Source organism: Microlunatus speluncae (assembly GCF_009299835.1).
GTDB lineage: Bacteria > Actinomycetota > Actinomycetes > Propionibacteriales > Propionibacteriaceae > Microlunatus > Microlunatus speluncae.
Window position 1 is genome coordinate 273,758 of record NZ_VKCZ01000008.1, and the last position, 22,002, is coordinate 295,759.

Consider the following 22,002-nt stretch of genomic DNA (forward strand, 5'->3'; position numbering starts at 1 on the left):
CACAGATTTTCTGGCGGGCGGCCGATCCGGTCGCAGCGGCGCAGGATCCAACGCATGAAGGTACGTCTGCGCGGCGGGTGGTTGTGGCCCGCGATGATCCTGTTCGGTCTGCTGCTCGCCGCCGGGTCGGCTCCGGTGCCGGCCCGGGCGGAGCCACCGCCGCCGGGGCCGACGGGCTGGCCGCTGCCCGGGGCGATCCAGGTGCTGCGGCCGTTCGACCCGCCCGCCGAACAGTGGGATGCCGGCCATCGAGGCGTCGACCTGGCCGCGGCCGCCGGATCGCCCGTGCTCGCGGCTGCCGGCGGGACGGTGACCTTTGCCCAGCGGCTCGCCGGTCGCGGAGTGGTCGTCGTCGATCATGGGACCACCCGGACCACCTACGAGCCGGTGACGCAGTTGCAACCGGTCGGCACCCGGGTCGAGGCGGGCACCAGGATCGGGACGCTCGAGCCGGGGCACTGCCGGCCGGCGGACTGCCTGCACTGGGGTTGGCGGCGCGGCGAGAGCTACCTCGATCCGATGTTGCTCGGCGGCGACGGCGGTGCGCCGCCGATTCCGGAATCGGGCCGGGTCCGGCTGGTCGGTGAGGCCCAACGCAAGCTCGCCGAACAACGGGCCGCGGATCGGGCGGCCGCGGGCCTGGCCGGCTTGGCCGGCGGCGCGGGCGGTCCGACCGGGCAGCACGGCTTCATCGCACCGGTGGCCGGCGCGATCACCTCGCCGTTCGGGATGCGATTCCATCCGGTGCTCAAGATCAACAAGCTGCACGACGGCACCGACTTCGGCGCCGCCTGCGGCACCCCGATCCGAGCGCCCTATCCGGGCCGGGTGACCCAGGCCTACTTCAACGCCGGCTACGGGAACCGGCTGATGATCGACCACGGCCTGATCGGCGGCCGGCGCGTGGTCAGCGGTTACAACCACGCCAGTTCGTACGCGGCCGGGCCGGGACAACAGGTCGCCCAGGGCCAGCTGATCGGATCGGTCGGCAGCACCGGCTACTCGACCGGCTGCCACCTGCACCTGATGCTTTGGCTGGACGGCCAACTCGTCGACCCGATGAGCTGGTGGTGATCGAAAATGCCTGCCGAACTCATTCCAGGACCTCCACCGCGACCCGTAGACTCGCCCGCATGACGTCGCCGGCCGATATCGAGCGCAAAGTCCGCCAGCTCGACAACGACGTGCACTCGATCTACGAGTTCCTCACGACCATCTCCGAGACGCAGGGCCGCCACGGAAACCGGCTCGACGAGATCGACCAGAAGATCGAGGGTGTCGACCAGAAGGTCACCGGCCTCGAGCAACGGTTCGACGGCCTCGAGCAACGGTTCGACGGCCTCGAGCACAGGTTCGACGGCCTCGAGCAGAAGGTCGCCGGTCACGACCGGAGGTTCGACGGCGTCGATCAGAGGTTCGACGGCGTCGACCGGAAGCTCGATCAGATCATCGGTCTGCTGGATGTCGGGAACAAAGCAGTGGACTGATCGGCTAGGACGCCGTCGCCTCCAGCCGCTGTTCCCGGCGTCGGCGCTGCACCACCGGATCGGGGACCGGGGCGGCCTCGAGCAGCCGCCGGGTGTAGGCGTCGCGGGGCGAGCGGAGGATCGACTCGCAGCTCCCCTGCTCCACGATCAGGCCGTCGTGCATCACCGCGATCCGGTCGCAGACCTGCTCGACGACGGCGAGGTCGTGGCTGATGAACAGGCAGGCGAAGGCGAACTGGCGCTGTAGGGCGACCAGCAACTCCAGCACCCGCGCCTGCACCGACACGTCAAGCGCCGAGGTCGGCTCGTCGGCGATCAGCAGCTCCGGCTCCAGCGCGATGGCCCGGGCGATCGAGACCCGTTGCCGCTGACCGCCGGACAACTCGTGCGGATAGCGGCCGTCCCAGCCGCCGGGCAGCTCGACGCTTTCCAGCAGCGCTCGCACCCGGCCGGCCAGTTCGGCCCCGCGGACCCCGCGATGCACCAGGAGTGGTTCGCCGATCGACTGACCGATCGTGTAGCGGGGGTTGAGCGAGCCGGCGGGATTCTGGTGCACGGCGCCGATCCGGGACCGGATCGCGCGGAGCTCGGCCCGGCCGGCGGTGGCCAGCGAGACGCCGCCGACCCGGACCTCGCCACCACTGATCGGGGCCATCCCGAGGACGCTGCGACCGATCGTCGACTTGCCGGAGCCCGATTCGCCCACCAGGCCGCAGATCTCGCCCGGCGCGAGCCGGAGATCGACGCCGGCGACGGCCCGGATCCGGCGGCCGCGGCCGCGGTACTCGACCACCAGTTCCTTGATCATCAGTGGATCGCGATCTTGGTCGGTCGCGGCGGCACGATCGTCCGGACCCGTCTGCGGCTTCGGCTCGCCGCCCGGGTCCCCGTGGTCCGAGTCGGGGCGGGTCCTGCCGGGCACCGCCGCGAGCAGGGTCCGGGTGTAGTCGTGCTCGGGGCGGGCGAACAGGTCCCGGGTCTCGGCCACCTCGACCACGGTCCCCTGCCGCATCACCACCACCCGTTCGGCGACGTCGGCCACCACGCCCATGTCGTGGGTGATGATCATGATCGACACCGGGGTGCGGCGACGGAGGGCCATCAGCACGTCCAGGACTTCCTGCTGCACGGTGACATCGAGGGCGGTCGTCGGTTCGTCGGCGATCAACACCTCCGGCTCGCAGGACAACGCCATCGCGATCATCGCCCGCTGGCACTGGCCGCCGGAGAGCTGGTGTGGGTAGTGCCGCAGCCGCTGCTCCGGATCGCCGATCTCGACCATCCGGAGCAACTCGACCGCCCGCTCCCGGGCCTGGCCGCGGCTGGTCCCGGGTTGGTGCCGGCGGATCATCTCGATCAGCTGGGAGCCGATCGTGAAGACCGGGTCGAGGGCGTTCACCGGGTCCTGGAAGATCATCGCGATCCGCTTGCCGCGGATCCCGGCGAGCCGGGTGCGGCCGGCGGTCAACAGTTCCTGATCATCGAGGAACACCCGGCCGGAGACCCGGGCGTTGGCCGGCAGCAGGCCGATCGTGGCCAGGCTGGTGACACTCTTGCCCGACCCGGACTCCCCGACGACGGCCAGCACCTCGCCCCGCCGCAACGCGAACGACACGCCGTCGACCGCGCGCTGCCAGTTGCCGCCGACCAGGAAGTCGACCGCAAGGTCCTCGAAGCGGAGCACGTCGCCCCCGGTCCGCGCCGGCGCGATCATGACGGCACCTCGGTCGACGGGTCGACGTCGCCGTCGCCGTGGGTCTCGTTGAAGATCTTCCAGTCGGCCAGCATCTTGCGGTGATAGGTGGCCAGCCACTCCATGTAGTTCCGGGCGTTGCGGACCTTGCGGCGCGGCCCGTCGAGACCGGCCGGGACGTCGGCGAGCAGCTCGGAGAACAGGGCTCGCTGCCGGTCCAGGTAGCGCCGCTCGCCGGCCAGGAAGGAGCCCCAGATGTCGTCGTCGACGGTGAAGTAGTGGCTCCGATCTCCCGGGATCGCATGACGGGCGATGAAGCCGGACTCGATCAACTGCCGCGTGGTCCCGGAGATCGAACCGGCACTGGCCTTGAGCGCCGCGGCCAGCTCGGCCGACGAGACGTACGGCTTGGTGCTGGTCATCAGGTAGCCGAGCACCCGGCCCTCCATCCGCGTCGACCCGGCCATCTCGCGCAGCACCCCGAAGGACTCGATGAACTGCTGCCGTCGCTCCCCGGTCTCCCAGGCGTCCGCCTTCCTGCCCGCCATGATCAGCCGGCCGCCTTGATCTGGGCCGACCGCCGGGCCAGGAAGTCCGGCACCGGCCAGCGGGTGCCGCCGCCGTAGCGGAGCGACTCGACCGAACCGTCGGCGGCCCAGGTGAACTGCACCGTCTCGCCGGCGAACCCGAAGCCGGCCTCGGGCCGGCCCCGCAGGGTGTTCTCGTCCACCACCAGCAGCTCGTCGTAGGACTCGGTCGGATCGGGCGCGGCGGCGAAGAAGCCGACCAACCGGCCGCCGAGCAGGGCGATCTGGACCACGCCCATCAGGTTGGCGAACTGCCCGGTGAACCGGGACAGATCATGATCGGCGGCGGCCGGATCCGGCTCATGATCACCGGCAGCCAGGTCGAGCAGTTTGATCACGCCGTTGGCCAGGGTGGTCGCGGGCCCGCCGATGCAGTTGGTCAGCACGCTCACCGCGATCCGGTCGACCGGATCGAGATAGGTGCGGGTGATGTGTCCCGGATAGCCGCCGCTGTGGCCGACCAGCCGCCGGTCCCCGATCGTGGTGACGTCCATCCCGAGGCCGTAGGTCCCCAGCTCGGAACCATGCGCGACCACGGTGCTCTCGTTCCGCTGGATCAGCCGCTTGCTGGCGTCGGTGATCAAGTCCTCGTTGCCGTGGAAGTGGGCCGCGGCATAGCGGACCAGATCCTCGGCGGTGGAATAGAAGCCGGTCGCCGCGGCCATTCCCCGGGTGTCGATGTGCCCGATCGCCTCCCGCGGCTCGGCTCCGTCGATCAGCCCGGTGTGTCCCGCGGCGAACTGGTCGGACACTTCCGGCGACCATTCCGGCCCGGTCGCCGCCAGGCCGAGCGGCTCGATGATCATGGACCGGACATAATCGTGATAGCCCGTGCCGGACGCGTGTTCGATGGCCAGGCCGAGCAGCGAATAGCCGACGTTGGTGTACTTGAAGTGCTCGTTGCGGTCGTACACCACCCCGTGATCCCGGCACAGCTCGATCAACTCGGCCCGGTCCGGGAACGGCCGGATCAGCTGCCAGAAGTCGGTGTCCACCCCGTCGCGGATCACGCCGCCCTGGTGCCCGAGCAGCTCGCGCAGCGTGACCGCGCCGACGCCGGTCTCCGCGAGCTCGGGCACATGATCACCGATCGGATCGTCCAGCCGCAGCTTGCCCTGCTCGGCCAGCTGCAGCACCGCGGTGGCGGTGAACGTCTTGGAGTGCGACGCGATCCGGAACAGATGGTCGGTGCTCAGCTCGGTCCCGGCCGGCTCGTCGGCGAACCCGTACGCCCGGGAGCTGATCACCTCGTCCTGCACCCGGATCGCCGCCTGGACGCCGGGGGTCCGCAGATACCGCCGCTGGTACGCCAGCCACGCCTCGATCGCCGGTGCCGCCTCGCGGGCCGTCGCCACGTCGTACAAGGTCATCGTGTCCTTCTCCTCTTCGTGATCATGAACGGGCCCTGGGATTGATCGCGTCCCGCAACACATCCCCGATGGTCATCAGGCTGAGCACGGTCGCGGCCAGAAAGATGCTCGGATAGATCAACATGTGCGGCGCCCGTTGGAACACCGACTGCGCGCTGGCCAGCTGCAGTCCCCAGGAGATCGACGGCGCGCGCAGCCCGAGGCCGAGGAAGGTCAGCGTCGATTCGGCGACGATCACGCCGCCGACGGTCAGCGTCGCGACCGCGAGCACCGGGCCGATCGCGTTCGGCAGCACGTACTGGGTCAGGATCCGGCCGGTCGGCAGGCCCATCGCGGTCGCCGCCTGGACGTATTCGGCCTGCCGGATGCCGCGCACGCTGGTCCGGACCAGCCGGGCCAGCGTCGGCCAGGCGAACAGCGCCAGCACGACCGCGACGGTGATCACCGACCGGCTGCCCAGCGTGTTCAGCACCACGATCGCGCCGAGCAGGAACGGGAAGCCGAGGAAGACGTCGGTCAGCCGGGCCAGGATCGAGTCGACCACGCCGCCGAGGTAGCCGGCCAGGGTGCCGACGACAAGGGCGATGCCGAGGGCGATCGCGGTGCAGATCAGGCCGACGGTGATCGAGGCGCGAGCGCCGTGGATCACGTTCGCGTACACGTCGCAGCCCTGCACGTCGAACCCGAACGGATGCCCGGCGGTCGGCGGTTTGACGCTGCGGCCGAGCTCGCAGACCCGCGGGTCGGGGTTGCCGAACAGGCCGGCGAACGGCTCCGGCGCCAGGGCGATCAGCACCATGATCGACAACACCGCCAGGGACAGCCAGAACAACACCCGGCGGCGCACCGTCGCCCAGACCCCACGCGGCCGCGGATCCTCGACGCTGAGCCCAGCGGTCAGCGCCTCAGTCATGGCGCACCCTCGGGTCGAGCACCGAGTGCAGCAGATCCACCAGCAGACTGGTGGCCAGGAAGATCAGGATCAGCGCGGTGGCGATGCCGACGACCGTCGGCCCCTCGTGGGTCCGGATCGCCTGGAACAGCAACTGCCCCACCCCGGGCAGGTTGAAGATGCCCTCGGTGACGATCGCCCCGCCGAGCAGCGCGCCGAGATCGACGGCGAGATAGGTGAGCACCGGGATCGCGGAGTTGCGCAGCACGTGCACGCCGACCACCTGGTGCGCCGGCAATCCCTTGGCCCACAGGGTGCGGACGAAGTCGGTGCGCATCGTGTCGGCGACACTGCCCCGCATCAGTCGGGCCACCGCGGCCAGGCCGTAGATCGCCAGCACGCAGGCGGGCAGGATGAAGGACACCGGCCAGCCGTCGGATACCCCGGCGATCGGCACCAGCTGCAGGCGCACACCGAAGATCAACTGCGCGGCGACGGCCATCACGATGATCGGGATCGAGGTCACCACGATCGTCATGATCAACACGCTCCGGTCGATCCAGGAGTTCTGGCGCAGCCCGGCGACCAGGCCGAGCCCGATCCCGAGCACGACCTGGATCACCCAGGCGGTCAGCGCCAGCTGGATCGTCACCGGCCAACGGCTGGCCAGCCGTTCGGCCACCGCCCGGCCGTTCAGATCGACCCCGAGATCACCGGTCAACAGGGAGCCGAGGTAGCGCAGATACTGCGACCACAGCGGGTCGTCGAGGTGATACTTGGCCCTGATCAACTCGACCGTCCGCGGCGGCAGCGGCTGCTCGCCACCCAGCGCCGCGACCGGGTCACCGGGCAGCGCGAAGACCGCCGCGTAGATCAGGAACGTCACCCCGAAGAACACCACGAGCAGTTCGCCGACCCGGCGGAGCAGGAACCTCACTCGGCGAGGGTGGTGAACTCGACGTCGATGCTGCCCACTCCCTCGGCCAGTTTCGCGACCCGGTCCGAGGTGGCGTAGGTGTACTTCTCGAAGAACATCGGCGGCGCAGGGAAGTCCTTCATGATCTCTTCCTGCACCGCGACGTAGCCGGCGATCGCCTTCTGTTGATCAAGCTCGGCGTCGGCCTTGGCCAGCAGCTGCTTCACTTCCTCGGTGTAGTAGGGAATGCAGTTCACGCAGCCGCCGGTCTCCAGATAGAACTCACGCAGCGTGTTCTGCTGGCTGGCGTACAAGGCACCCCAGCGGGAGAAGTACGGGCCGGTGAGCTTCCGCTCGTTGCGCAGCTTCTGGAACTCCGGGAAGTCGGTGGTCGGCGTGGCCGTCACGTCGGCGATGCCGAGGTTCTGCCGCAGCTGATTGGCGTAGGCCTGATAGAGCTCGTCCAGCCCGGAGCCGCCCGGATACCTGATCTCCATCGATCCGGTCCAACCGCCGGCCTCGGCCAGCAACTGCTTCGCCTTCTCCGGGTTGTACTTGCACAGGTCGCCACACAAGCCGACCGGCGTGCCCGGCTCGCCCGGCGGCGTCAGGGCACTGGCCGGCTCCCAGATGCCGCCGTAGATCGCGTCGCTGACCGCCTGCCGATCGATCGCCATCGAGATCGCCTGGCGCACCCGGATGTCGGAGTAGCGGTCGTCCCACAACGGCAACCCGAGGTAGTTCATCCCCAGTCCCTGGAAGACGTACGCCCGCTCGCCGAAGTCGGCCTTCACCTGGTTCATCCGGCTGGCCGGCACGAACAGGATGTCGGTGTTGCCCGCCTGGACGTCGGTGTAGGCCGTCGTCATGTCGGTGTAGGGCTTGAACACGATCTCGTCCACGGTCGGCTTCGGCCCGGCGTACTCGGGATAGGCCTGAACGGTGACCGGCTCGTTCTCGGTGTAGCTGCCGACGATCTTGAACGGCCCGTTGCCGATCGGCGTCTTGGCGAACCCTTCAAGATCGTCGTAGGCCGCCGCCGGCAACGGGAAGAAGCCGGTCTGCGCCTGCGACAACTGATATGGGAACTGCCCGTCCGGGCTCATCAGCTGCACCGTGAACGTGTGCTCGTCGACGATCTTCAGCCCGGACAATTCCTTCGCCGTCGGCTCGCCCTTGCCCGGGTTGAGTTCGTCGTAGCCGACGATGTTGCTCAGCTGGCCGCTGTTGGCCCAGGCGTTGGGCCCGTAGGCGGTCGTGTTCCACGCCTTGACGTAGCTCTCGGCCGTCACCGGTTCGCCGTTGTGGAAGGTCCAGCCGTCCCGCAGCTTGATCGTCCAGTTGATCGCGTCGTCGGACTCGACCGACTCGGCGTTGAGCGGAGTGATCGATCCGTCCGCCTTGGCGAACATCAGCCCGGAGAAGATCACCCGGGTCTGGGCGAACGCGATGGTCTGCTGGCCCGGGTTGAGCGTGACCGGGTCACTGGTCGCCATCGAGACCGTTCGACTCTGCGGTTCGGTGCTCGATCCACTGTTACCGCCCGCGCAGCCGGTGAGGATCAGGAGCGCGGCCACCAAGGCCGCCGCGATGCGGGAACTCATGTCAATTGATCTTGGGCCCGGCCGACGGCCGAGTCAAGAGCAAGACTCAGAAGTTTCAGTACGAAATGAAACTTTAACACCGCCGTGACCCGGGAGTTGATCACGCCACTACCGTGATGCCACACGATCGGGAAGGACCCAGGCATGAGCAACACGTCGCCCCGCACCGAGGACAGCGCCCCGGCCCACCGCTACACCGCGCGCCTGGCCGGGGAGCTCGAGCGCCGCTGGCAGCGGACCTGGGCCGAGCACGGCACGTTCCACGCCCCCAATCCGACCGGGCCGCTGCGCGGGCCGGTGCCGGCGGACAAGCTGTTCGTCCAGGACATGTTTCCGTACCCGTCCGGCGCCGGGCTCCACGTCGGGCATCCGCTCGGCTTCATCGGCACGGACGTGTTCGCCCGGTTCCATCGGATGACCGGGCGGAATGTCCTGCACACCATGGGATTCGACGCCTTCGGCCTGCCCGCCGAGCAGTACGCGGTGCAGACCGGCCAACATCCGCGGACGACGACCGAGCGGAACATCGAGCGCTACCTGGATCAGATCCGCCGGCTGGGGCTCGGCCACGACGAACGCCGGCGGATCACGACGACCGATCCGGGCTACTACCGGTGGACCCAGTGGATCTTCCTGCAGATCTTCAACGCCTGGTACGACGAGCGTGCCGGCCGGGCCCGGCCGATCGTCGAACTGGAGGCGGAGTACGCCGACGGCGTGCGACCGACGCCGGACGGCCGATCATGGCCGGAGCTGAGCGACCGGGAGCGCCGGATGATCATCGACGACCAGCGGCTGGCGTATCAGTCCGAGGCGCCGGTGAACTGGTGCCCGGGACTCGGCACGGTGGTGGCCAACGAGGAGGTCACCGCGGACGGCCGGAGCGAGCGGGGCAACTTTCCCGTGTTCCGCAAGAACCTCCGGCAGTGGAAGCTGCGGATCACCGCGTACGCCGACCGGCTGCTGGCCGACCTGGACGGGCTGGACTGGCCCGACAAGATCAAGACGATGCAGCGCAACTGGATCGGCCGCTCCACCGGGGCCAGCATCCGGTTCCCGATCACCGACCGGCCGGACGAGCACATCGAGGTGTTCACGACCCGGCCGGACACCGTCTTCGGCGCCACCTACCTGGTGCTGGCGCCGGAGCATCCACTGGTCGACCGGGTGCTGGCCGGGTCCTGGCCCGACGGTGTCCCGGCCGGCTGGACCGGCGGCGCGGAGACCCCGGGCGAGGCCGTGGCCGGCTACCGCCGGGCGGCGGCCCGGAAGTCGGACCTGGACCGGCAGGAGAGCCGGGAGAAGACCGGGGTGTTCCTCGGCGACTGGGCCACGAATCCCTTGACCGGCGGGCGGATCCCGGTGTTCATCGCCGACTACGTGCTGTCGGGGTACGGGACCGGCGCGATCATGGCCGTGCCCGGGCAGGATCAACGCGACTGGGACTTCGCCGAGGCATTCGGGTTGCCGATCGTCCGTACCGTCCGGCCGCCGGAGGACTTCGCCGGGCAGGCCTATGTCGGCGCCGGGCCGGCGATCAACTCGGCCTTCCTGGACGGCCGGCAGGTCGACGACGCCAAGAAGTTGATCATCGACTGGCTGGAGTCGCACGGCCACGGCACCGGCCGCACGCAGTACAAGATGCGGGACTGGCTGTTCGCCCGGCAGCGCTACTGGGGTGAGCCGTTCCCGATCGTCTACGACGAGCATGATCAACCCGTCGCCCTGCCCGAACACCTGCTCCCGGTCGTGCTGCCCGAGGTGGACGACTACACGCCGCGCACCTTCGATCCGGACGACGCCGCCTCCGAGCCGTCGCCGCCGCTGTCCCGGGCCGCGGATTGGATCGAGGTCGAACTCGATCTCGGCGACGGGCCGAAGGTCTATCGCCGCGACGCCAATGTGATGCCGCAATGGGCCGGCTCGTCGTGGTACCAGTTGCGCTACGTCGATCCGACCGACGCCGAGCAACTCTGCGCACCGGAGAACGAGCGGTACTGGTTGGGCCCGCAACCCGGTCGGCACGGCGCGGACGACCCCGGCGGCGTCGACCTCTACATCGGGGGCCAGGAGCATGCGGTGCTGCACCTGCTGTACGCCCGCTTCTGGCAGAAGGTGCTCTTCGATCTCGGCCACGTCAGCGGCTCCGAACCGTACCGCCGGCTGTTCAATCAGGGCTACATCCAGGCCTACGCCTACACCGACTCGCGCGGGGTCTACGTGCCGGCCGAGGAGGTGACCGAGGCCGACAGCCGACACTTCTGGCACGGGCAGGAGGTCCGCCAGGAGTACGGCAAGATGGGCAAGAGCCTGAAGAACGTGGTGACGCCGGACGAGATGTGCGAACGCTACGGTGCGGACACCTTCCGGCTGTACGAGATGTCGATGGGACCGATGGACGTGTCGCGGCCCTGGTCGACGAAGGATGTCGTCGGCGCGCAACGGTTCCTGCAGCGGGTCTGGCGGATCATGATCGACGAGGACACCGGCGAGCTGCGGGTCGGCGAAGATCAACCGGACGAGCCGACGCTCCGGATCCTGCACCGCACCATCGCCGGCGTCCGCGACGACTATGCCGCCCTGCGGTTCAACACCGCGGGGGCGAAGCTGATCGAGCTGACCAATCACCTCACCAAGGCCTACGCCGAACGATCCGGTCCTCGCGCCGTGGTGGAGCCGCTGGTGTTGATGCTGGCTCCCCTGTGTCCGCACTTCGCCGAGGAACTCTGGCTGCGACTGGGTCACCCCGAGTCGCTGGCGCACGGGCCGTTCCCGGCCGCCGACGAGCGCTATCTGGCGCAGGACGTCGTCGAGTACCGGATCCAGATCAATGGCAAGGTCCGCGGCCGGGTCACGGTGCCCGTCGACGCCGACCGCGACGCGGTGATCACCGCCGCGCTCGGCGAGCCGCGGATCGCCGAGCTCCTGGCCGGCGTCCAGCCACGGAAGCTGATCTTCGTCCCGGGCCGGCTGGTGAATCTGGTGCCCTGACCGGGTCAGGCCCGCGGATGGGCCTGCTGGTACGCCCGCCGCAGCCGGTCGGTGGTGACGTGGGTATAGATCTGGGTGGTGGCCAGGGAGGCGTGGCCGAGCAACTCCTGGACGCTGCGCAGGTCGGCCCCGCCCTCGAGCAGATGCGTCGCCATCGCGTGCCGCAGCCCGTGCGGGCCGAGATCGGGGGCGCCGTCGGTCAGTCGCAAGGCCCGGTGCACGATCCGCCGGACGACCCGTTGATCGATCCGCCGGCCGCGCTCGCCGAGGAAGATCGCGGCCGGGGATTCCGGCGTGCGCAACGGCTCGCGACCCTCGGCCAGCCAGCGGTCCAGGGCCCGGAAGGCCGGCGCCCCGAGCGGCACGGTGCGCTCTTTCCGACCCTTGCCGAAGACCCGGATGGTGCGCCGGTCGGTGTCCACGTCGGTCTGGTTCAGGCCGCACAGCTCGGCGACTCGGACACCGCTGCCGTACAGCACCTCCAAGATCGCCACGTCCCGCAGCGCGACCGGCCCGCCGTCCTCGGCCGCGACCGCGATGGCCTGCTCCAGCATCCGTTGCGCCTCCGACCGCTCCAGGGTGTCGGGCAGCCGGCGCTGTTGCTTCGGTGACCGCAGCGACCCCGCCGGGTCGTTCTCGATCTCACCGGTCCGCTGGGCCCAGGCGAAGAAGACCCGGGCCGCGGTGGCCCGTCGTTGCAGACTGGACCGGGCCTGGCCGAGGGTCTGCTGCCGGGCCAGCCAGCTGCGCAGATCACCGAGACCGGCCTCGGCCAGGGTCCCGCGGCCGAGCCGGGTCAGGTGCTCCAGCAGCGAGGTGAGGTCGGCCCGGTAGGCCCGGACCGTGTGCTCGGAGAGGTGTCGCTCGGCTGCGAGGTGACGCAGGTAACTCGCCAGGATCCGGCGATGAGCCTCGGGCAGGAGGTCGTCGGCCGGGCCTTCGGCGCTGGCATCGGATCCGGACACGCTTCCACCATCGGTCGCCCGGTCCGGATCGACAAGTCGCCACGCCGCCGTCCGCGGTCGCGCGCGGCCGGCCCACGCCCGCGCACGGCGTGATATGCAAGAGTTCGTGCCTCTACCTCAACTGAGCCAGCTCATCGTCGGCGGCTATTCCGGTGCCATGGGCGACGGATCCGGAATCGTCACCCTCCGGGTCGGACCCCAGGACGTGTCCACCCTCGGCACCCTCGAGATCGATTCGCCGAGCTATCTGATCCGCCATCCCGACCGGCCGCTGTTGTACGCGGTGTCGGAGGGTGACGCTTCGACCGTCGCCGCGCTGCGACTGACCGATCACGGCCCGGAGTTGATCAATCAGGTCGCCAACTCGGGCACCGGCGCCTGTCACCTGTGCTTCAGCCCCGACGGGCGGTTCGTGATCACCGCGAACTACGGGTCGAGTTCGGTCTCCTGCTTCGGTCTCGCCGAGGACGGCAGCCTGACCGAGCAGACCGACCTGTGGCTGGCCACCGGCAGTGGCCCGGATGCCAGCCGGCAGTCCGAACCACATCCGCACCAGGTGGTCGTGGACGGCGACCTGATCCTGGTGCCCGACCTCGGCACCGACCGGGTGCACCGGCTCGGCATCGACGCCGCCGGCAAGATCAGCCCGGCCGGCGACCCGATCATCCTGCCGCCCGGCTCCGGGCCGCGGCACCTGGTCGTCGTCGATGATCAACTCGTGGTCGCCTGTGAGCTCTCGGCCGAGGTCTGGTGGGGATCTCGCCTCGGCAACGGCGGCGAGCAGGGCCAGGTCGTACCGGCGTCGGGCAGCGATGTCGACTCCCGGATCTACCCGTCGGCGATCGTTGCGGACGCGGCGTCGATCTTCGTCGCCAACCGCGGTTCGGACACGGTCGCGGCCTTCCAGTTGTCCGACGGGCTGGTCCGGCCGGGCATCGAGATCACCTGCGGCGGCGCCTGGCCGCGCGACCTGATCGTCACCGCGAGCCACCTCTGGGTCGCCAACCAGAACGACGGAACCGTGGTCGCGATCGCCCGGGATGATCTGGCCGCCGGCCGGATCGACGGCACGATCAACACGCCGAGCCCCTCCTGCCTGATCGCCCTGTCCGAGAGAGTGACCGCCTGATGTCCAAGCAGACCAAGGATTCGACCTTTCCCCGGCGCTCGGGCGAGCTGGCGATCGTCGGCGGCCGGGTGGTGCCGGTGGTCGGCGACCCGATCGAGGGCGGCACCGTCCTGATCCGGGACGGCGTGATCGCCGAGGTCGGCAGCAGGGTCAAGATCAGTAAGAAGGCGGAGCTGATCGACGCGGCCGGGCAGTGGGTGCTGCCCGGCTTCGTCGAGGCGCACGGTCACGTCGGCGTGCACGAGGAGGGCAACGGCTGGGCCGGCCAGGACACCAACGAGATGACCGATCCGGTCGGGGCGCGGTTCCGGGCCCTGGACGCGATCAACCCGGCCGACGAGGGCTTCCGGGACGCGCTCGCCGGCGGGGTCACCTCGGTCGTGGTGAAGCCGGGCTCCGGCAACCCGATCGGCGGCCAGACCGTGGCGGTCAAGTCCTGGGGCCGGATGGTCGACGAGATGGTGTTCGCCCAGCCGTGCAGCATCAAGTCGGCGCTGGGTGAGAACCCGAAGCGGGTGTACGGCGAGAAGAAGCAGACGCCGTCGACCCGGCTCGGCGTCGCGTCGGTGATCAGGGACGCGCTGCGCAAGGCTCAGGACTACCGGGCCCGACGGGACCAGGCGGAGAAGGATGGCAAGCCGTTCGACCGGGACGCCAACTCCGAGGTGCTGGTCTCGGTGCTGAGCGGCGAGGTGCCCTGGTGTCAGCACACCCACCGGGCCGACGACATCGCCACCGCGCTCCGGCTGGCCGACGAGTTCGGCTATCGGTTGGTGATCAACCACGGCACGGAGGGCCATCTGCTGGCCGACGTGCTGGCCGAACGGGACATCCCGGTGATCATCGGTCCCCTGTTCACCTCGCGCAGCAAGGTCGAGGTGAACCAGCGGGACCTGCGCAACCCGGGTCTGCTGGCCGAGGCCGGAGTCAAGATCGCGATCACCACCGATCATCCGGTGGTGCCGATCAACTTCCTCGTCTACCAGGCGATCCTGTCGGTCAAGGAGGGGCTCGACCGCGCCACGGCGCTCAGGTCGATCACGATCAATCCGGCCGAGATCCTCGGCCTGGCGGACCGGGTCGGTTCGCTGGAGGCCGGCAAGGACGGCGATGTGGTGCTCTGGGACGGCGATCCGCTGGAGATCATGAGCCGGGCCCAGCGGGTGATCATTGAGGGCCGCGAGGTCTACCACTACGATGCTGCGGGCCGCGCGGGAATCACCGCGGACCCGTATTGGACCGTACGAGAGGACAAGCATCGGTGACGACGCTGACCGAGCTGACCAGTGGTGGCACGACCCTGCCGATCACCCGGTGGGGGACTCCGGTCATGCATGCCCGGACCCGGCCGGTCACCGAGTACGACGATGACCTGCACCGGCTGATCCGGGACATGTTCGCCACCATGCGCGCCGCCGACGGCGTCGGCCTGGCCGCGACCCAGGTGGGCGTCGATCTCTCGGTGTTCGTCTACGATTGCCCCGATGATGATCATCGTCGTCAGGTCGGTGTCTTCTGCAACCCGGTGGTGATCTTGCCCGAGGGCCGGGACCGGGTGCTGGAGACCGAGGAGGAGGGCTGCCTCTCGCTGCCCGGCGCCTACATCGATCTGGCCCGTCCCGACCGGGCGACCTGCCGCGGCCAGGACGCCTTCGGGAACGATCAGGAACTGGTCGGCACCGGACTGCTGTCCCGCTGCCTGCAGCACGAGACCGATCATCTCGAGGGGACGGTCTTCGGCGACCGGCTGGCCGGCCGGCTGCGCAAGAAGCTCTACCGCCGGCACGAGGAACTGGCCGAGGAGTATCCGGCCGACTGGCCGGTCACCCCGCGGACATAGTCGCTGTGTGTTCGTCCCCTGAGCCTGTCGAAGGGCAAGATCGATGACGCGGCAACGTCCGTGGGATAGCAGTCCGGGCATGCCATTCGACAAGCTCAGGGAACGAATAAGCGATCAGCAGCAGCGGCCCTGAGGGCTCCGGTCCTGCTCATCGGTACGCTCTCGCCAGAAATCCCGCTCGGCCAGGACCGGCTCGCCCGGGTGGGTGCGGCGCTGATGATCAAGGTAGACCTGGTAAGCGTTGTCGCCCATCACGGAGGTGACGTACCAGCGCACCGCCCGCCAGGCCCGGCCGACGACGGCGGGCATCAGTGACCGACCCCGCGTGGTTGCTTCTCGGCCGGCAGCGCGTCCCACTGCTTCATCAATTCCCGCTCGGGCTTGCTGGCCACCAGCCCGGCCGGGCCGTAGCGGCGCGCCGGCACCGGTTCGAGCTCGGTGCTCGGGCCGCCGCCGGCCCGGATCAGCTTGATCGTCTGGAAGATCGAGACCGCGATCACGATGATCGCCAGGGTGACGAAGATGATCGACAGCGTGCCCTGGACGAAGGTGTTGCGCACCACCGCTTCCATCGCGGCCCGGCTGGTCGCCGTGCTGAAGCTGGTCTCGCCTCGGTCCAGGGCCGCCCGGAAGGCGTTGTGCTGGGCCCAGTAGCCGACCGCCGGGACCGGGGAGAAGATCTTCTGCAGCGACGCGGTGATCGTCACCACGGAGGCGAAGGCCAGCGGCACGGCGACGATCCAGAGCAGTCGGGCGGCGCCGGATTTCCGGGCCACGATGGTCAGACAGACCGCCAACGCGATCGCCGCCAGTAACTGATTGGCGATGCCGAACAACGGGAACAGCGTGTTGATGCCGCCTAAGGGATCGGTCACGCCCATCAGCAGGATCGAGCCCCAGCCGGCGACCATGATCGCGGTACAGATCCAGGCTCCGATCCGCCACTCGGTGTCCTTGAACCTGCTCCAGACGTTGCCCAGCGTGTCCTGCAGCATGAACCGGGAGACCCGGGTGCCGGCGTCGACCGCGGTCAGGATGAACAGCGCCTCGAACATGATCGCGAAGTGATACCAGAAACCCATCAGCTGGGTGCCGCCGATGAACTGCTGCATGATGTGGGCCAGCCCGAGCGCCAGCGTCGGCGCGCCGCCGGTCCGGGAGACGATCGATTCCTCCCCGACGTTCTGGGCGGTCTGGGCCAGCACCTCCGGGGTGACGTTGACCCCGGCCAGGCCGAGCGAGTTGACGAACGCGGCCGCCCCCTCGACGGTGCCTTGGGTGACCGCGGCCGAGGAGTTCATGGCGAAGTAGATGCCGCGGTCGATCGAGAGCGCGGCGACCAGGGCCATGATCGCCACGAAGGACTCCATCAGCATCCCGCCGTAGCCGATGAACCGGGTCTGCCGCTCCTTCTCGATCAGCTTCGGAGTGGTGCCGGACGAGATCAACGCATGGAAGCCGGACAACGCACCGCAGGCGATGGTGATGAACAGGAACGGGAACAGCGCTCCGCTGAAGACCGGTCCGTTCTCCCGGCCGGCGAACTCGCTGATCGCCGGCACGCTGATCACCGGCCGGACCAGGATGATCGCGATCGCGAGCATGATCAGCGTGCCGACCTTCATGAAGGTCGACAGATAGTCCCGCGGCGCCAACAGCAACCAGACCGGCAGGACGGCGGCGACGAAGCCGTAGATGATGATGCCCCAGGCGATCGTCGGCCGGTCCAGGTGGAAGATCGCCTGGCCCCAGTCGGTCGCGGCGACCCAGCCGCCGCCGATGATCGCGAACAGCAGCAGCACGAACCCGATCAAGGAGATCTCGGTGATCTTCCCGGGTCTGAGCCAGCGCAGATAAACGCCCATGAACAGGGCGATCGGGATCGTCATCAGGATGCTGAAGACGCCCCACGGGCTCTCGCCGAGCGCGTTCACCACGACCAGGGCGAGCACCGCCAGCAGGATCACCATGATCACCAGGGTCGCCACCAGGGCGGCGATGCCGCCGACCACACCGAGCTCGTCGCGGGCCATCTGGCCGAGCGACCGGCCACCCCGGCGCATCGAGAAGAACAACACCAGATAGTCCTGCACCGCCCCGGCCAGGACGACGCCGACGATGATCCACAGGGTGCCCGGCAGGAAGCCCATCTGAGCCGCCAACACCGGTCCGACCAGGGGGCCGGCCCCGGCGATCGCGGCGAAGTGGTGGCCGTAGAGGACGCGGCGGTCGGTCGCCACGAAGTCCCGTCCGTTGGCCTTGTATTCCGCCGGCGTCGCCCGTCGGTCGTCCGGCTTGAGCAGCTTGCGTTCGATGAACTTGGCGTAGAAGCGGTGCGCGATGAAGTACGTGCACACGGCCGCGAAGACGAACCAGATCGCGTTCACGGTCTCGCCGCGGACGATCGCGATCATGGTCCAGCTCACGCCGCCGAGGATCGCGATCAAGGTCCAGATGATGATACGGCGCGGGGTCCAGCGGCGTTCGTCCGCCTCTCGTACCTGATCATCGACCGCCGTCGGCGGCAAATCCGGGTCACCGACCAATGCCGTGTTCCCTCGGTCCCCTGCCTCGCTGCCCATGACGAACCCTCCCGCCGCCGACACACCTCCGGCGATGGTAACAGCGTGCGCCGGGCGGACGATCAGTTCGTTATGGAGCTGTGAAGGGCTGACTGATCGGCAGGCCTTGATCAAGGATGATCAAGATCCCTTCGTCCGCCGGTTGATCATCGACCGGACTCGGGATCGTGCCTGGCCGGAGCCTGAGGACGTCAGGCCGACGGCGCGAGATACTCGTGCCGGAGGTCGCTCACCGCCGCGATGTGGTCGAAGTCGTGGTCCGCGGCCAGCACGGTCGCGTCGTTCACGATCGCGTACCCCGCGATCAGCAGGTCGAGCGATCCCGCCGCGCGGACGAGCCCCGATCCCCACAGCGAGCTCTGGAGGTCGAGCACCAGTGATTCGTCCGGCGCGTGCTCCAGCGGGAATCCCCGGGAGATCTGCTCGCGGTAGTGGGCGTGCTCCTCGGGCGTCCGGGCGCTGTGGCAGAACTCGAGGACCTGCGGTGGACAGGTGACGAAAAGATCGGCGGGTGCACGCTCGATGCGCCGTAGCCGCGCGGTGACGGCTGGGTCGCCGGAGGCCAGCCTGGCCCAGACCGAGTTGTCGACCAGGTAGTCGGTCACCGACCCGGGGAGGCGACCCGGCCGACGACCGGCGCTTCGAGTTCAGCCTCCAGGTCGGTCAACTCCGCGATGCCGTCGATCATCGCCCCCTTCTGTTTCGAGGCGATCAGCCGGCGCAGCGCCAGGTCGAGGACGGCCCGATTCGTCTTCTTGCCGGTGAGCGCCCTGGCACGCTCGATCAGTTGCGGATCCAGGTCGACACTGGTCATCGCCACGGTGCACCTCCTCGTTATATGAGTCAGTATATGACGGTTAGCGCGTCGCGTAGAAGGCGACGGCGGAGGAGGCGGCGACGTTGAGCGAGTCGATGCCGTTCAGCATGGGAATCGTGACCCGGAGGTCGAGTCGCCGGTCGGCGCCGGCGGTCAGGCCGTGGCCCTCGGTGCCGAAGACCAGCACCAGGTTCGGATGGTCTCGGGCGGCCAGTTCGTCCAGCGTGATCGCGCCCTCGCCGAGGGTCATGCCGGCAACGACGTAGCCCGAGTCTCGCAGTAACCGCAGACCGTCGGGCCATGGGTCGATCCGGGCCCACGGCACCTGGAAAACGGCGCCCATGCTGACCTTGATCGACCGGCGATACAGCGGATCCGCGCAGCGCGGCGACACCAGCACGGCATCGACGCCGAGTGCCGCGGCCGACCGGAACACGGCTCCGACGTTGGTGTGATCGACGAGATCCTCCAGGACGGCGATCCTCGATCGCGTCCGGTGCGGAGTCGAGCGGGCAGCGGTCAGCAGGTCGGCGACCGGCCGCGGCGGCCGGCGGTGCAGCGAGGCCAGCGCGCCGCGGTGCACGTGGAAGCCGGTCACCTGCTCGGCCAACTCCTCGCTGACCAGGTAGACCGGAGCCTCCGGACAGCGCTCGATCACGTCCCGCAGGGAGGCCAGCCAGCGCTCGGCCAGCAGGAAGGAGCGCGGCCGGTAGCCGGCCTCGACCGCCCGCCGGATCACCTTCTCCCCCTCCGCGATGAACAGGCCCTCGGCCGATTCCAGTGACTTGCGCAGGTTGACCTCGCGCAGCCGGACGTAGTCGGCCAGCCGGGGGTCGTCGGCCGCGCTGATCGGTTCCTGGTTCATCAGGCCGCCGAGACGTCGAGGGTCATGGTGGCACGGTCCACCCCGGTGACAGCGGGAATCGGCATGCTCAGCGCCTCGGCCTCGACCGCGGCCCGGGTCTCGGGGGCCAGCGGGCCGGGCACTCGGAGCAGCACCCGGCCGCCGCGCCGGCCCCAGGCGCCGACGATCTCGCCGCCGACCAGCAGGCCGCCCGGGTGGAAGGTGTCGTGCAGGTCGGACAGCCGACGCTGCCCCGGGCCGACGAACAGCGCCGTCCGGTCCTGGCCGAGCAGCCGCAGGTCGGAAGTGACCAGGAACCGGGCCGATCCCGGGTCGGCGACCGCTTCGATCGGGTCGGGATCCCGCAGCGCCGGCTCGTCCGCGGCCAGGATCCAGGCCCGTCGGCCGTCGAGATCGACCTCGACCAGTTCCGGCTCCACCTCGTCCCAGACCTGCCGGGCGTCGGCGGCCGCCATTCCCGCCCACCAGGCGAAGGCGGCCGGGGTCGTCGGGCCGAAGCCGGTCAGATGGCGGCGGCAGAGCTCGCGCCGGGCGTGGCCCGGATCGATCCGGGGCCGCTCGACCTCACGAAAATAGAGGGCGCTGGTGGTCCAGCGGAGCGCAATCCGGCCGGTGGCGCAGGCCTCCCGGAGCCCGTCGGCTCCGCCCTTCGCCTCGCCACCGGCCAGGTCCCGGCAGATCCGGTCGGCCGTGGCGTCCAGCCGGCTCCGGACGTCAGGATCGAGCGGCAACCGGCCGACGGTGAAGATGCCGAAGTCGGCTTCGGGCAGCACAAAGACCGCCGCCCGAGGACTGTAGGTCTGGATCAGGCCGGGGGCGGCCCAGGCCTCCGGCTCGCAGTCGGCGACCCGGGCGTGCAACCCGAGCAACGCGTCCCGCGGCGCCGAGTCCTGCAACCCGAACCGGGCGCCGCTGACGTACGCCCCGGCGGGCAGGCGTTCGATCAGCCGATTGGCCCCGAGCCGGTACGCAACCGCCTGCCGGCGCGTGACCGAGAGTCCCGCCATCCTCACCCATCCTAGAAAGGCTCAAGTCTTGCGTCATCCGAAAGAAAGGAACTAGCCTTTCCCCATGCCGTACGTGCTCACCGTCGATCAGATCTCGTCCCGGACCGGCCCCGACCTGGTCGAGCAGAGGCTGAGGCGACTGAGTGTAGACACCGTGCTCGGCTTCGCCCGGACGGTCGGCGACGAGTTCCAGGGAGTGCTGGAGCAGCCGCTGTCGGTGGTCCGTGCGATCTTGGAACTCATGCGGGACGGCGGCTGGCACATCGGGCTCGGCATCGGCCCGGTGGAGACGCCGCTGCCGGCGGAGCCGCGGCAGGCCCGCGGCCCGGCCTTCCTGCTGGCCCGAAACGCCGTCGAGGCGGCGAAACGCGAGCCCGATCATGTCCGCGTCCTGGCCGGCCCCGCCGCCGAGCAGGAGGCCGCGGACGCCGAGGTGGTGCTGCGGCTGGTCGCCACGGTCCGGGATCGCCGCTCGGAGCAGGGCTGGCAGGCCGTCGACGAGATGCGCGGCGGAGCCACCATGCAACAGGCGGCCGACCGGCTCGGGATCACCCGGCAGGCGGTCGGCCAACGGCTGCGGGCCGCCAACTGGGCGGTCGAACGGGACACGCCACCGGTCCTGGCCCGGCTGTTGGAGCGGGCCGAGCAGGCCTCGGAGAAGGAGAGTTGATCATGACGCCACTGCTGCTGGGGCTGTTCGGCTCGCTCGTCGTCTCCGCCGCCGCCGGGGTGGTCTGGCGGCTGCGCGAGCGGCCCACCCCGCCGCCGCTGATCCTGACCCGAACCGGAGTCGGCGTGATCATCATCGCCGTGGCCGGCGCGGCCCAGGTCGGCCTGGCGATCCTGGCCTACACCGCGCCGCCGGCCACCCCGGTGATCGCCTGGTTCGGTCTCGGCTGCACCGCCGTCTCCGCGGTGATCACCGGCGGCGCCGTCACCGACGTCATCCTCGGCCTGGCCGACACGACCACACCGACCACGGTGATCGGTCCGGCCGGGGCCCGGATCAGGCGCGAGCTCCTCCGCGGTGGCACCTGGATCGGCATCCTGGAACGGATCGGCATCCTGGCCGCCCTGCTCACCTGGCGCGAGGGTGTCGCCCTGATCCTCGCGATCAAGGGCCTGGCCCGCTATCCCGAACTCAAGGCCGGCCCGACCTCCGGCGCCGCGGAGCGGTTCATCATCGGCACCTTGATCAGCTTCGGCTGGGCAGCAGGCTGTTCCGGCATCGGCTGGCTGATCTTGAACTGATCGGCC

At 69.5% G+C, this 22,002-nt stretch carries 21 protein-coding genes; 8 read left to right on the forward strand and 13 right to left on the reverse strand.

The annotated features are described in order from the left end of the window. Positions 1-54 precede the first annotated feature (54 nt). Both FNH24_RS31445 and FNH24_RS12640 read left to right on the forward strand, forming a co-directional pair. Positions 55-1,074: a M23 family metallopeptidase gene (locus FNH24_RS31445; protein ID WP_161606119.1), complete on the forward strand. Its 1,020-nt coding sequence runs from the start codon at positions 55-57 to the stop codon at positions 1,072-1,074. Next, positions 1,071-1,487 carry a hypothetical protein gene (locus FNH24_RS12640; RefSeq protein ID WP_152362533.1) on the forward strand — a complete coding sequence of 139 codons (417 nt, stop codon included), beginning with the start codon at positions 1,071-1,073 and terminating at the stop codon, positions 1,485-1,487. The genes FNH24_RS31445 and FNH24_RS12640 overlap by 4 nt, the downstream gene beginning before the upstream one ends. Before the next feature lie 4 nt (positions 1,488-1,491). On the opposite strand, the gene FNH24_RS12645 is transcribed toward FNH24_RS12640, so the two are convergent. From FNH24_RS12645 to FNH24_RS12670, 6 genes are read right to left on the reverse strand one after another with little or no spacing between them, the layout of a single operon-like run. Beyond that, positions 1,492-3,201 carry a dipeptide ABC transporter ATP-binding protein gene (locus FNH24_RS12645; protein ID WP_152362534.1) on the reverse strand — a complete coding sequence of 570 codons (1,710 nt, stop codon included), beginning with the start codon at positions 3,199-3,201 and terminating at the stop codon, positions 1,492-1,494. Beyond that, complete coding sequence (locus FNH24_RS12650) at positions 3,198-3,728, reverse strand: GbsR/MarR family transcriptional regulator (protein ID WP_152362535.1); 531 nt, start codon at positions 3,726-3,728, stop codon at positions 3,198-3,200. The genes FNH24_RS12645 and FNH24_RS12650 overlap by 4 nt, the downstream gene beginning before the upstream one ends. Positions 3,729-3,730: 2 nt before the next feature. Further along, complete coding sequence (locus tag FNH24_RS12655) at positions 3,731-5,137, reverse strand: serine hydrolase domain-containing protein (RefSeq protein WP_152362536.1); 1,407 nt, start codon at positions 5,135-5,137, stop codon at positions 3,731-3,733. 22 nt (positions 5,138-5,159) lie between these two features. Further along, positions 5,160-6,050 (reverse strand): ABC transporter permease, encoded by an 891-nt coding sequence (locus tag FNH24_RS12660; protein WP_152362537.1) that lies wholly within the window; start codon positions 6,048-6,050, stop codon positions 5,160-5,162. Beyond that, a complete protein-coding gene (locus tag FNH24_RS12665; protein ID WP_152362538.1) occupies positions 6,043-6,966 on the reverse strand; it encodes an ABC transporter permease in 924 nt (307 codons plus the stop codon). Before FNH24_RS12665 ends, FNH24_RS12660 begins: the two co-directional genes overlap by 8 nt. Continuing rightward, positions 6,963-8,549 carry a peptide ABC transporter substrate-binding protein gene (locus tag FNH24_RS12670; RefSeq protein WP_152362539.1) on the reverse strand — a complete coding sequence of 529 codons (1,587 nt, stop codon included), beginning with the start codon at positions 8,547-8,549 and terminating at the stop codon, positions 6,963-6,965. The genes FNH24_RS12665 and FNH24_RS12670 overlap by 4 nt, the downstream gene beginning before the upstream one ends. Positions 8,550-8,693: 144 nt before the next feature. Between FNH24_RS12670 and leuS the strand changes: the two genes are divergently transcribed. Next, on the forward strand, positions 8,694-11,540 hold the full coding sequence (leuS, locus tag FNH24_RS12675; protein WP_152362540.1) for a leucine--tRNA ligase: 2,847 nt from the start codon (positions 8,694-8,696) through the stop codon (positions 11,538-11,540). Between the two features lie 5 nt (positions 11,541-11,545). Here the strand turns inward: leuS and FNH24_RS12680 are convergent, their stop codons facing one another. Further along, positions 11,546-12,460, reverse strand: coding sequence for a tyrosine recombinase XerC (locus tag FNH24_RS12680; protein ID WP_246186864.1), 915 nt, complete (start codon positions 12,458-12,460; stop codon positions 11,546-11,548). Between the two features lie 151 nt (positions 12,461-12,611). On the opposite strand from FNH24_RS12680, the gene FNH24_RS12685 reads away from it, so the two are divergent. The 3 genes from FNH24_RS12685 to def are packed head-to-tail and all read left to right on the forward strand — an operon-like array spanning position 12,612 to position 15,474. Further along, positions 12,612-13,634 (forward strand): lactonase family protein, encoded by a 1,023-nt coding sequence (locus FNH24_RS12685; protein WP_161606120.1) that lies wholly within the window; start codon positions 12,612-12,614, stop codon positions 13,632-13,634. Next, entirely contained in the window at positions 13,634-14,899 is a 1,266-nt protein-coding gene (locus FNH24_RS12690) for an amidohydrolase (protein ID WP_152362543.1), read from the forward strand. Before FNH24_RS12685 ends, FNH24_RS12690 begins: the two co-directional genes overlap by 1 nt. Further along, positions 14,896-15,474: a peptide deformylase gene (gene def / locus FNH24_RS12695; protein ID WP_281351031.1), complete on the forward strand. Its 579-nt coding sequence runs from the start codon at positions 14,896-14,898 to the stop codon at positions 15,472-15,474. Before FNH24_RS12690 ends, def begins: the two co-directional genes overlap by 4 nt. A gap of 114 nt (positions 15,475-15,588) precedes the next feature. Here def and FNH24_RS12700 read toward each other — a convergent pair whose 3' ends face one another. The 6 genes from FNH24_RS12700 to FNH24_RS12725 form a co-directional block, all read right to left on the reverse strand. Further along, complete coding sequence (locus tag FNH24_RS12700) at positions 15,589-15,783, reverse strand: YbdD/YjiX family protein (protein WP_152362544.1); 195 nt, start codon at positions 15,781-15,783, stop codon at positions 15,589-15,591. After that, positions 15,783-18,056, reverse strand: coding sequence for a carbon starvation CstA family protein (locus FNH24_RS12705; protein ID WP_152362545.1), 2,274 nt, complete (start codon positions 18,054-18,056; stop codon positions 15,783-15,785). Before FNH24_RS12705 ends, FNH24_RS12700 begins: the two co-directional genes overlap by 1 nt. A gap of 191 nt (positions 18,057-18,247) precedes the next feature. Continuing rightward, complete coding sequence (locus tag FNH24_RS12710; protein ID WP_152362546.1) at positions 18,248-18,661, reverse strand: PIN domain-containing protein; 414 nt, start codon at positions 18,659-18,661, stop codon at positions 18,248-18,250. After that, positions 18,658-18,870 (reverse strand): type II toxin-antitoxin system VapB family antitoxin, encoded by a 213-nt coding sequence (locus FNH24_RS12715; RefSeq protein WP_246186865.1) that lies wholly within the window; start codon positions 18,868-18,870, stop codon positions 18,658-18,660. The genes FNH24_RS12710 and FNH24_RS12715 overlap by 4 nt, the downstream gene beginning before the upstream one ends. 43 nt (positions 18,871-18,913) lie before the next feature. Further along, positions 18,914-19,738 (reverse strand): TrmH family RNA methyltransferase, encoded by an 825-nt coding sequence (locus FNH24_RS12720; RefSeq protein ID WP_175047879.1) that lies wholly within the window; start codon positions 19,736-19,738, stop codon positions 18,914-18,916. Then, the gene (locus tag FNH24_RS12725) at positions 19,738-20,745 is read right to left on the reverse strand and encodes a DNA glycosylase AlkZ-like family protein (RefSeq protein WP_152362548.1); all 1,008 of its coding nucleotides are present in this window, start codon (positions 20,743-20,745) and stop codon (positions 19,738-19,740) included. The genes FNH24_RS12720 and FNH24_RS12725 overlap by 1 nt, the downstream gene beginning before the upstream one ends. A gap of 64 nt (positions 20,746-20,809) precedes the next feature. On the opposite strand from FNH24_RS12725, the gene FNH24_RS12730 reads away from it, so the two are divergent. Both FNH24_RS12730 and FNH24_RS32645 read left to right on the forward strand, forming a co-directional pair. Beyond that, the gene (locus FNH24_RS12730) at positions 20,810-21,415 is read left to right on the forward strand and encodes a hypothetical protein (protein WP_152362549.1); all 606 of its coding nucleotides are present in this window, start codon (positions 20,810-20,812) and stop codon (positions 21,413-21,415) included. A 2-nt stretch (positions 21,416-21,417) separates the two neighbouring features. Then, positions 21,418-21,996, forward strand: a complete 579-nt coding sequence (locus FNH24_RS32645) for a hypothetical protein (protein ID WP_152362550.1) — start codon at positions 21,418-21,420, stop codon at positions 21,994-21,996. The last annotated feature ends 6 nt before the right edge of the window (positions 21,997-22,002 follow it).

What these genes read in the sequence shown, in the direction of transcription:
- FNH24_RS12660 (WP_152362537.1), bottom strand. Translation starts at nt 6,050, where the DNA reads ATGACTGAGGCGCTGACCGCTGGGCTCAGCGTCGAGGATCCGCGGCCG.
- FNH24_RS12690 (WP_152362543.1), top strand. Translation starts at nt 13,634, where the DNA reads ATGTCCAAGCAGACCAAGGATTCGACCTTTCCCCGGCGCTCGGGCGAG.
- FNH24_RS12655 (WP_152362536.1), bottom strand. Translation starts at nt 5,137, where the DNA reads ATGACCTTGTACGACGTGGCGACGGCCCGCGAGGCGGCACCGGCGATC.
- leuS (WP_152362540.1), top strand. Translation starts at nt 8,694, where the DNA reads ATGAGCAACACGTCGCCCCGCACCGAGGACAGCGCCCCGGCCCACCGC.
- FNH24_RS12670 (WP_152362539.1), bottom strand. Translation starts at nt 8,549, where the DNA reads ATGAGTTCCCGCATCGCGGCGGCCTTGGTGGCCGCGCTCCTGATCCTC.
- FNH24_RS12730 (WP_152362549.1), top strand. Translation starts at nt 20,810, where the DNA reads ATGCCGTACGTGCTCACCGTCGATCAGATCTCGTCCCGGACCGGCCCC.
- FNH24_RS12700 (WP_152362544.1), bottom strand. Translation starts at nt 15,783, where the DNA reads ATGCCCGCCGTCGTCGGCCGGGCCTGGCGGGCGGTGCGCTGGTACGTC.
- FNH24_RS12725 (WP_152362548.1), bottom strand. Translation starts at nt 20,745, where the DNA reads ATGGCGGGACTCTCGGTCACGCGCCGGCAGGCGGTTGCGTACCGGCTC.
- FNH24_RS32645 (WP_152362550.1), top strand. Translation starts at nt 21,418, where the DNA reads ATGACGCCACTGCTGCTGGGGCTGTTCGGCTCGCTCGTCGTCTCCGCC.
- FNH24_RS31445 (WP_161606119.1), top strand. Translation starts at nt 55, where the DNA reads ATGAAGGTACGTCTGCGCGGCGGGTGGTTGTGGCCCGCGATGATCCTG.
- FNH24_RS12715 (WP_246186865.1), bottom strand. Translation starts at nt 18,870, where the DNA reads ATGACCAGTGTCGACCTGGATCCGCAACTGATCGAGCGTGCCAGGGCG.
- FNH24_RS12720 (WP_175047879.1), bottom strand. Translation starts at nt 19,738, where the DNA reads ATGAACCAGGAACCGATCAGCGCGGCCGACGACCCCCGGCTGGCCGAC.
- FNH24_RS12650 (WP_152362535.1), bottom strand. Translation starts at nt 3,728, where the DNA reads ATGGCGGGCAGGAAGGCGGACGCCTGGGAGACCGGGGAGCGACGGCAG.
- FNH24_RS12645 (WP_152362534.1), bottom strand. Translation starts at nt 3,201, where the DNA reads ATGATCGCGCCGGCGCGGACCGGGGGCGACGTGCTCCGCTTCGAGGAC.
- FNH24_RS12705 (WP_152362545.1), bottom strand. Translation starts at nt 18,056, where the DNA reads ATGGGCAGCGAGGCAGGGGACCGAGGGAACACGGCATTGGTCGGTGAC.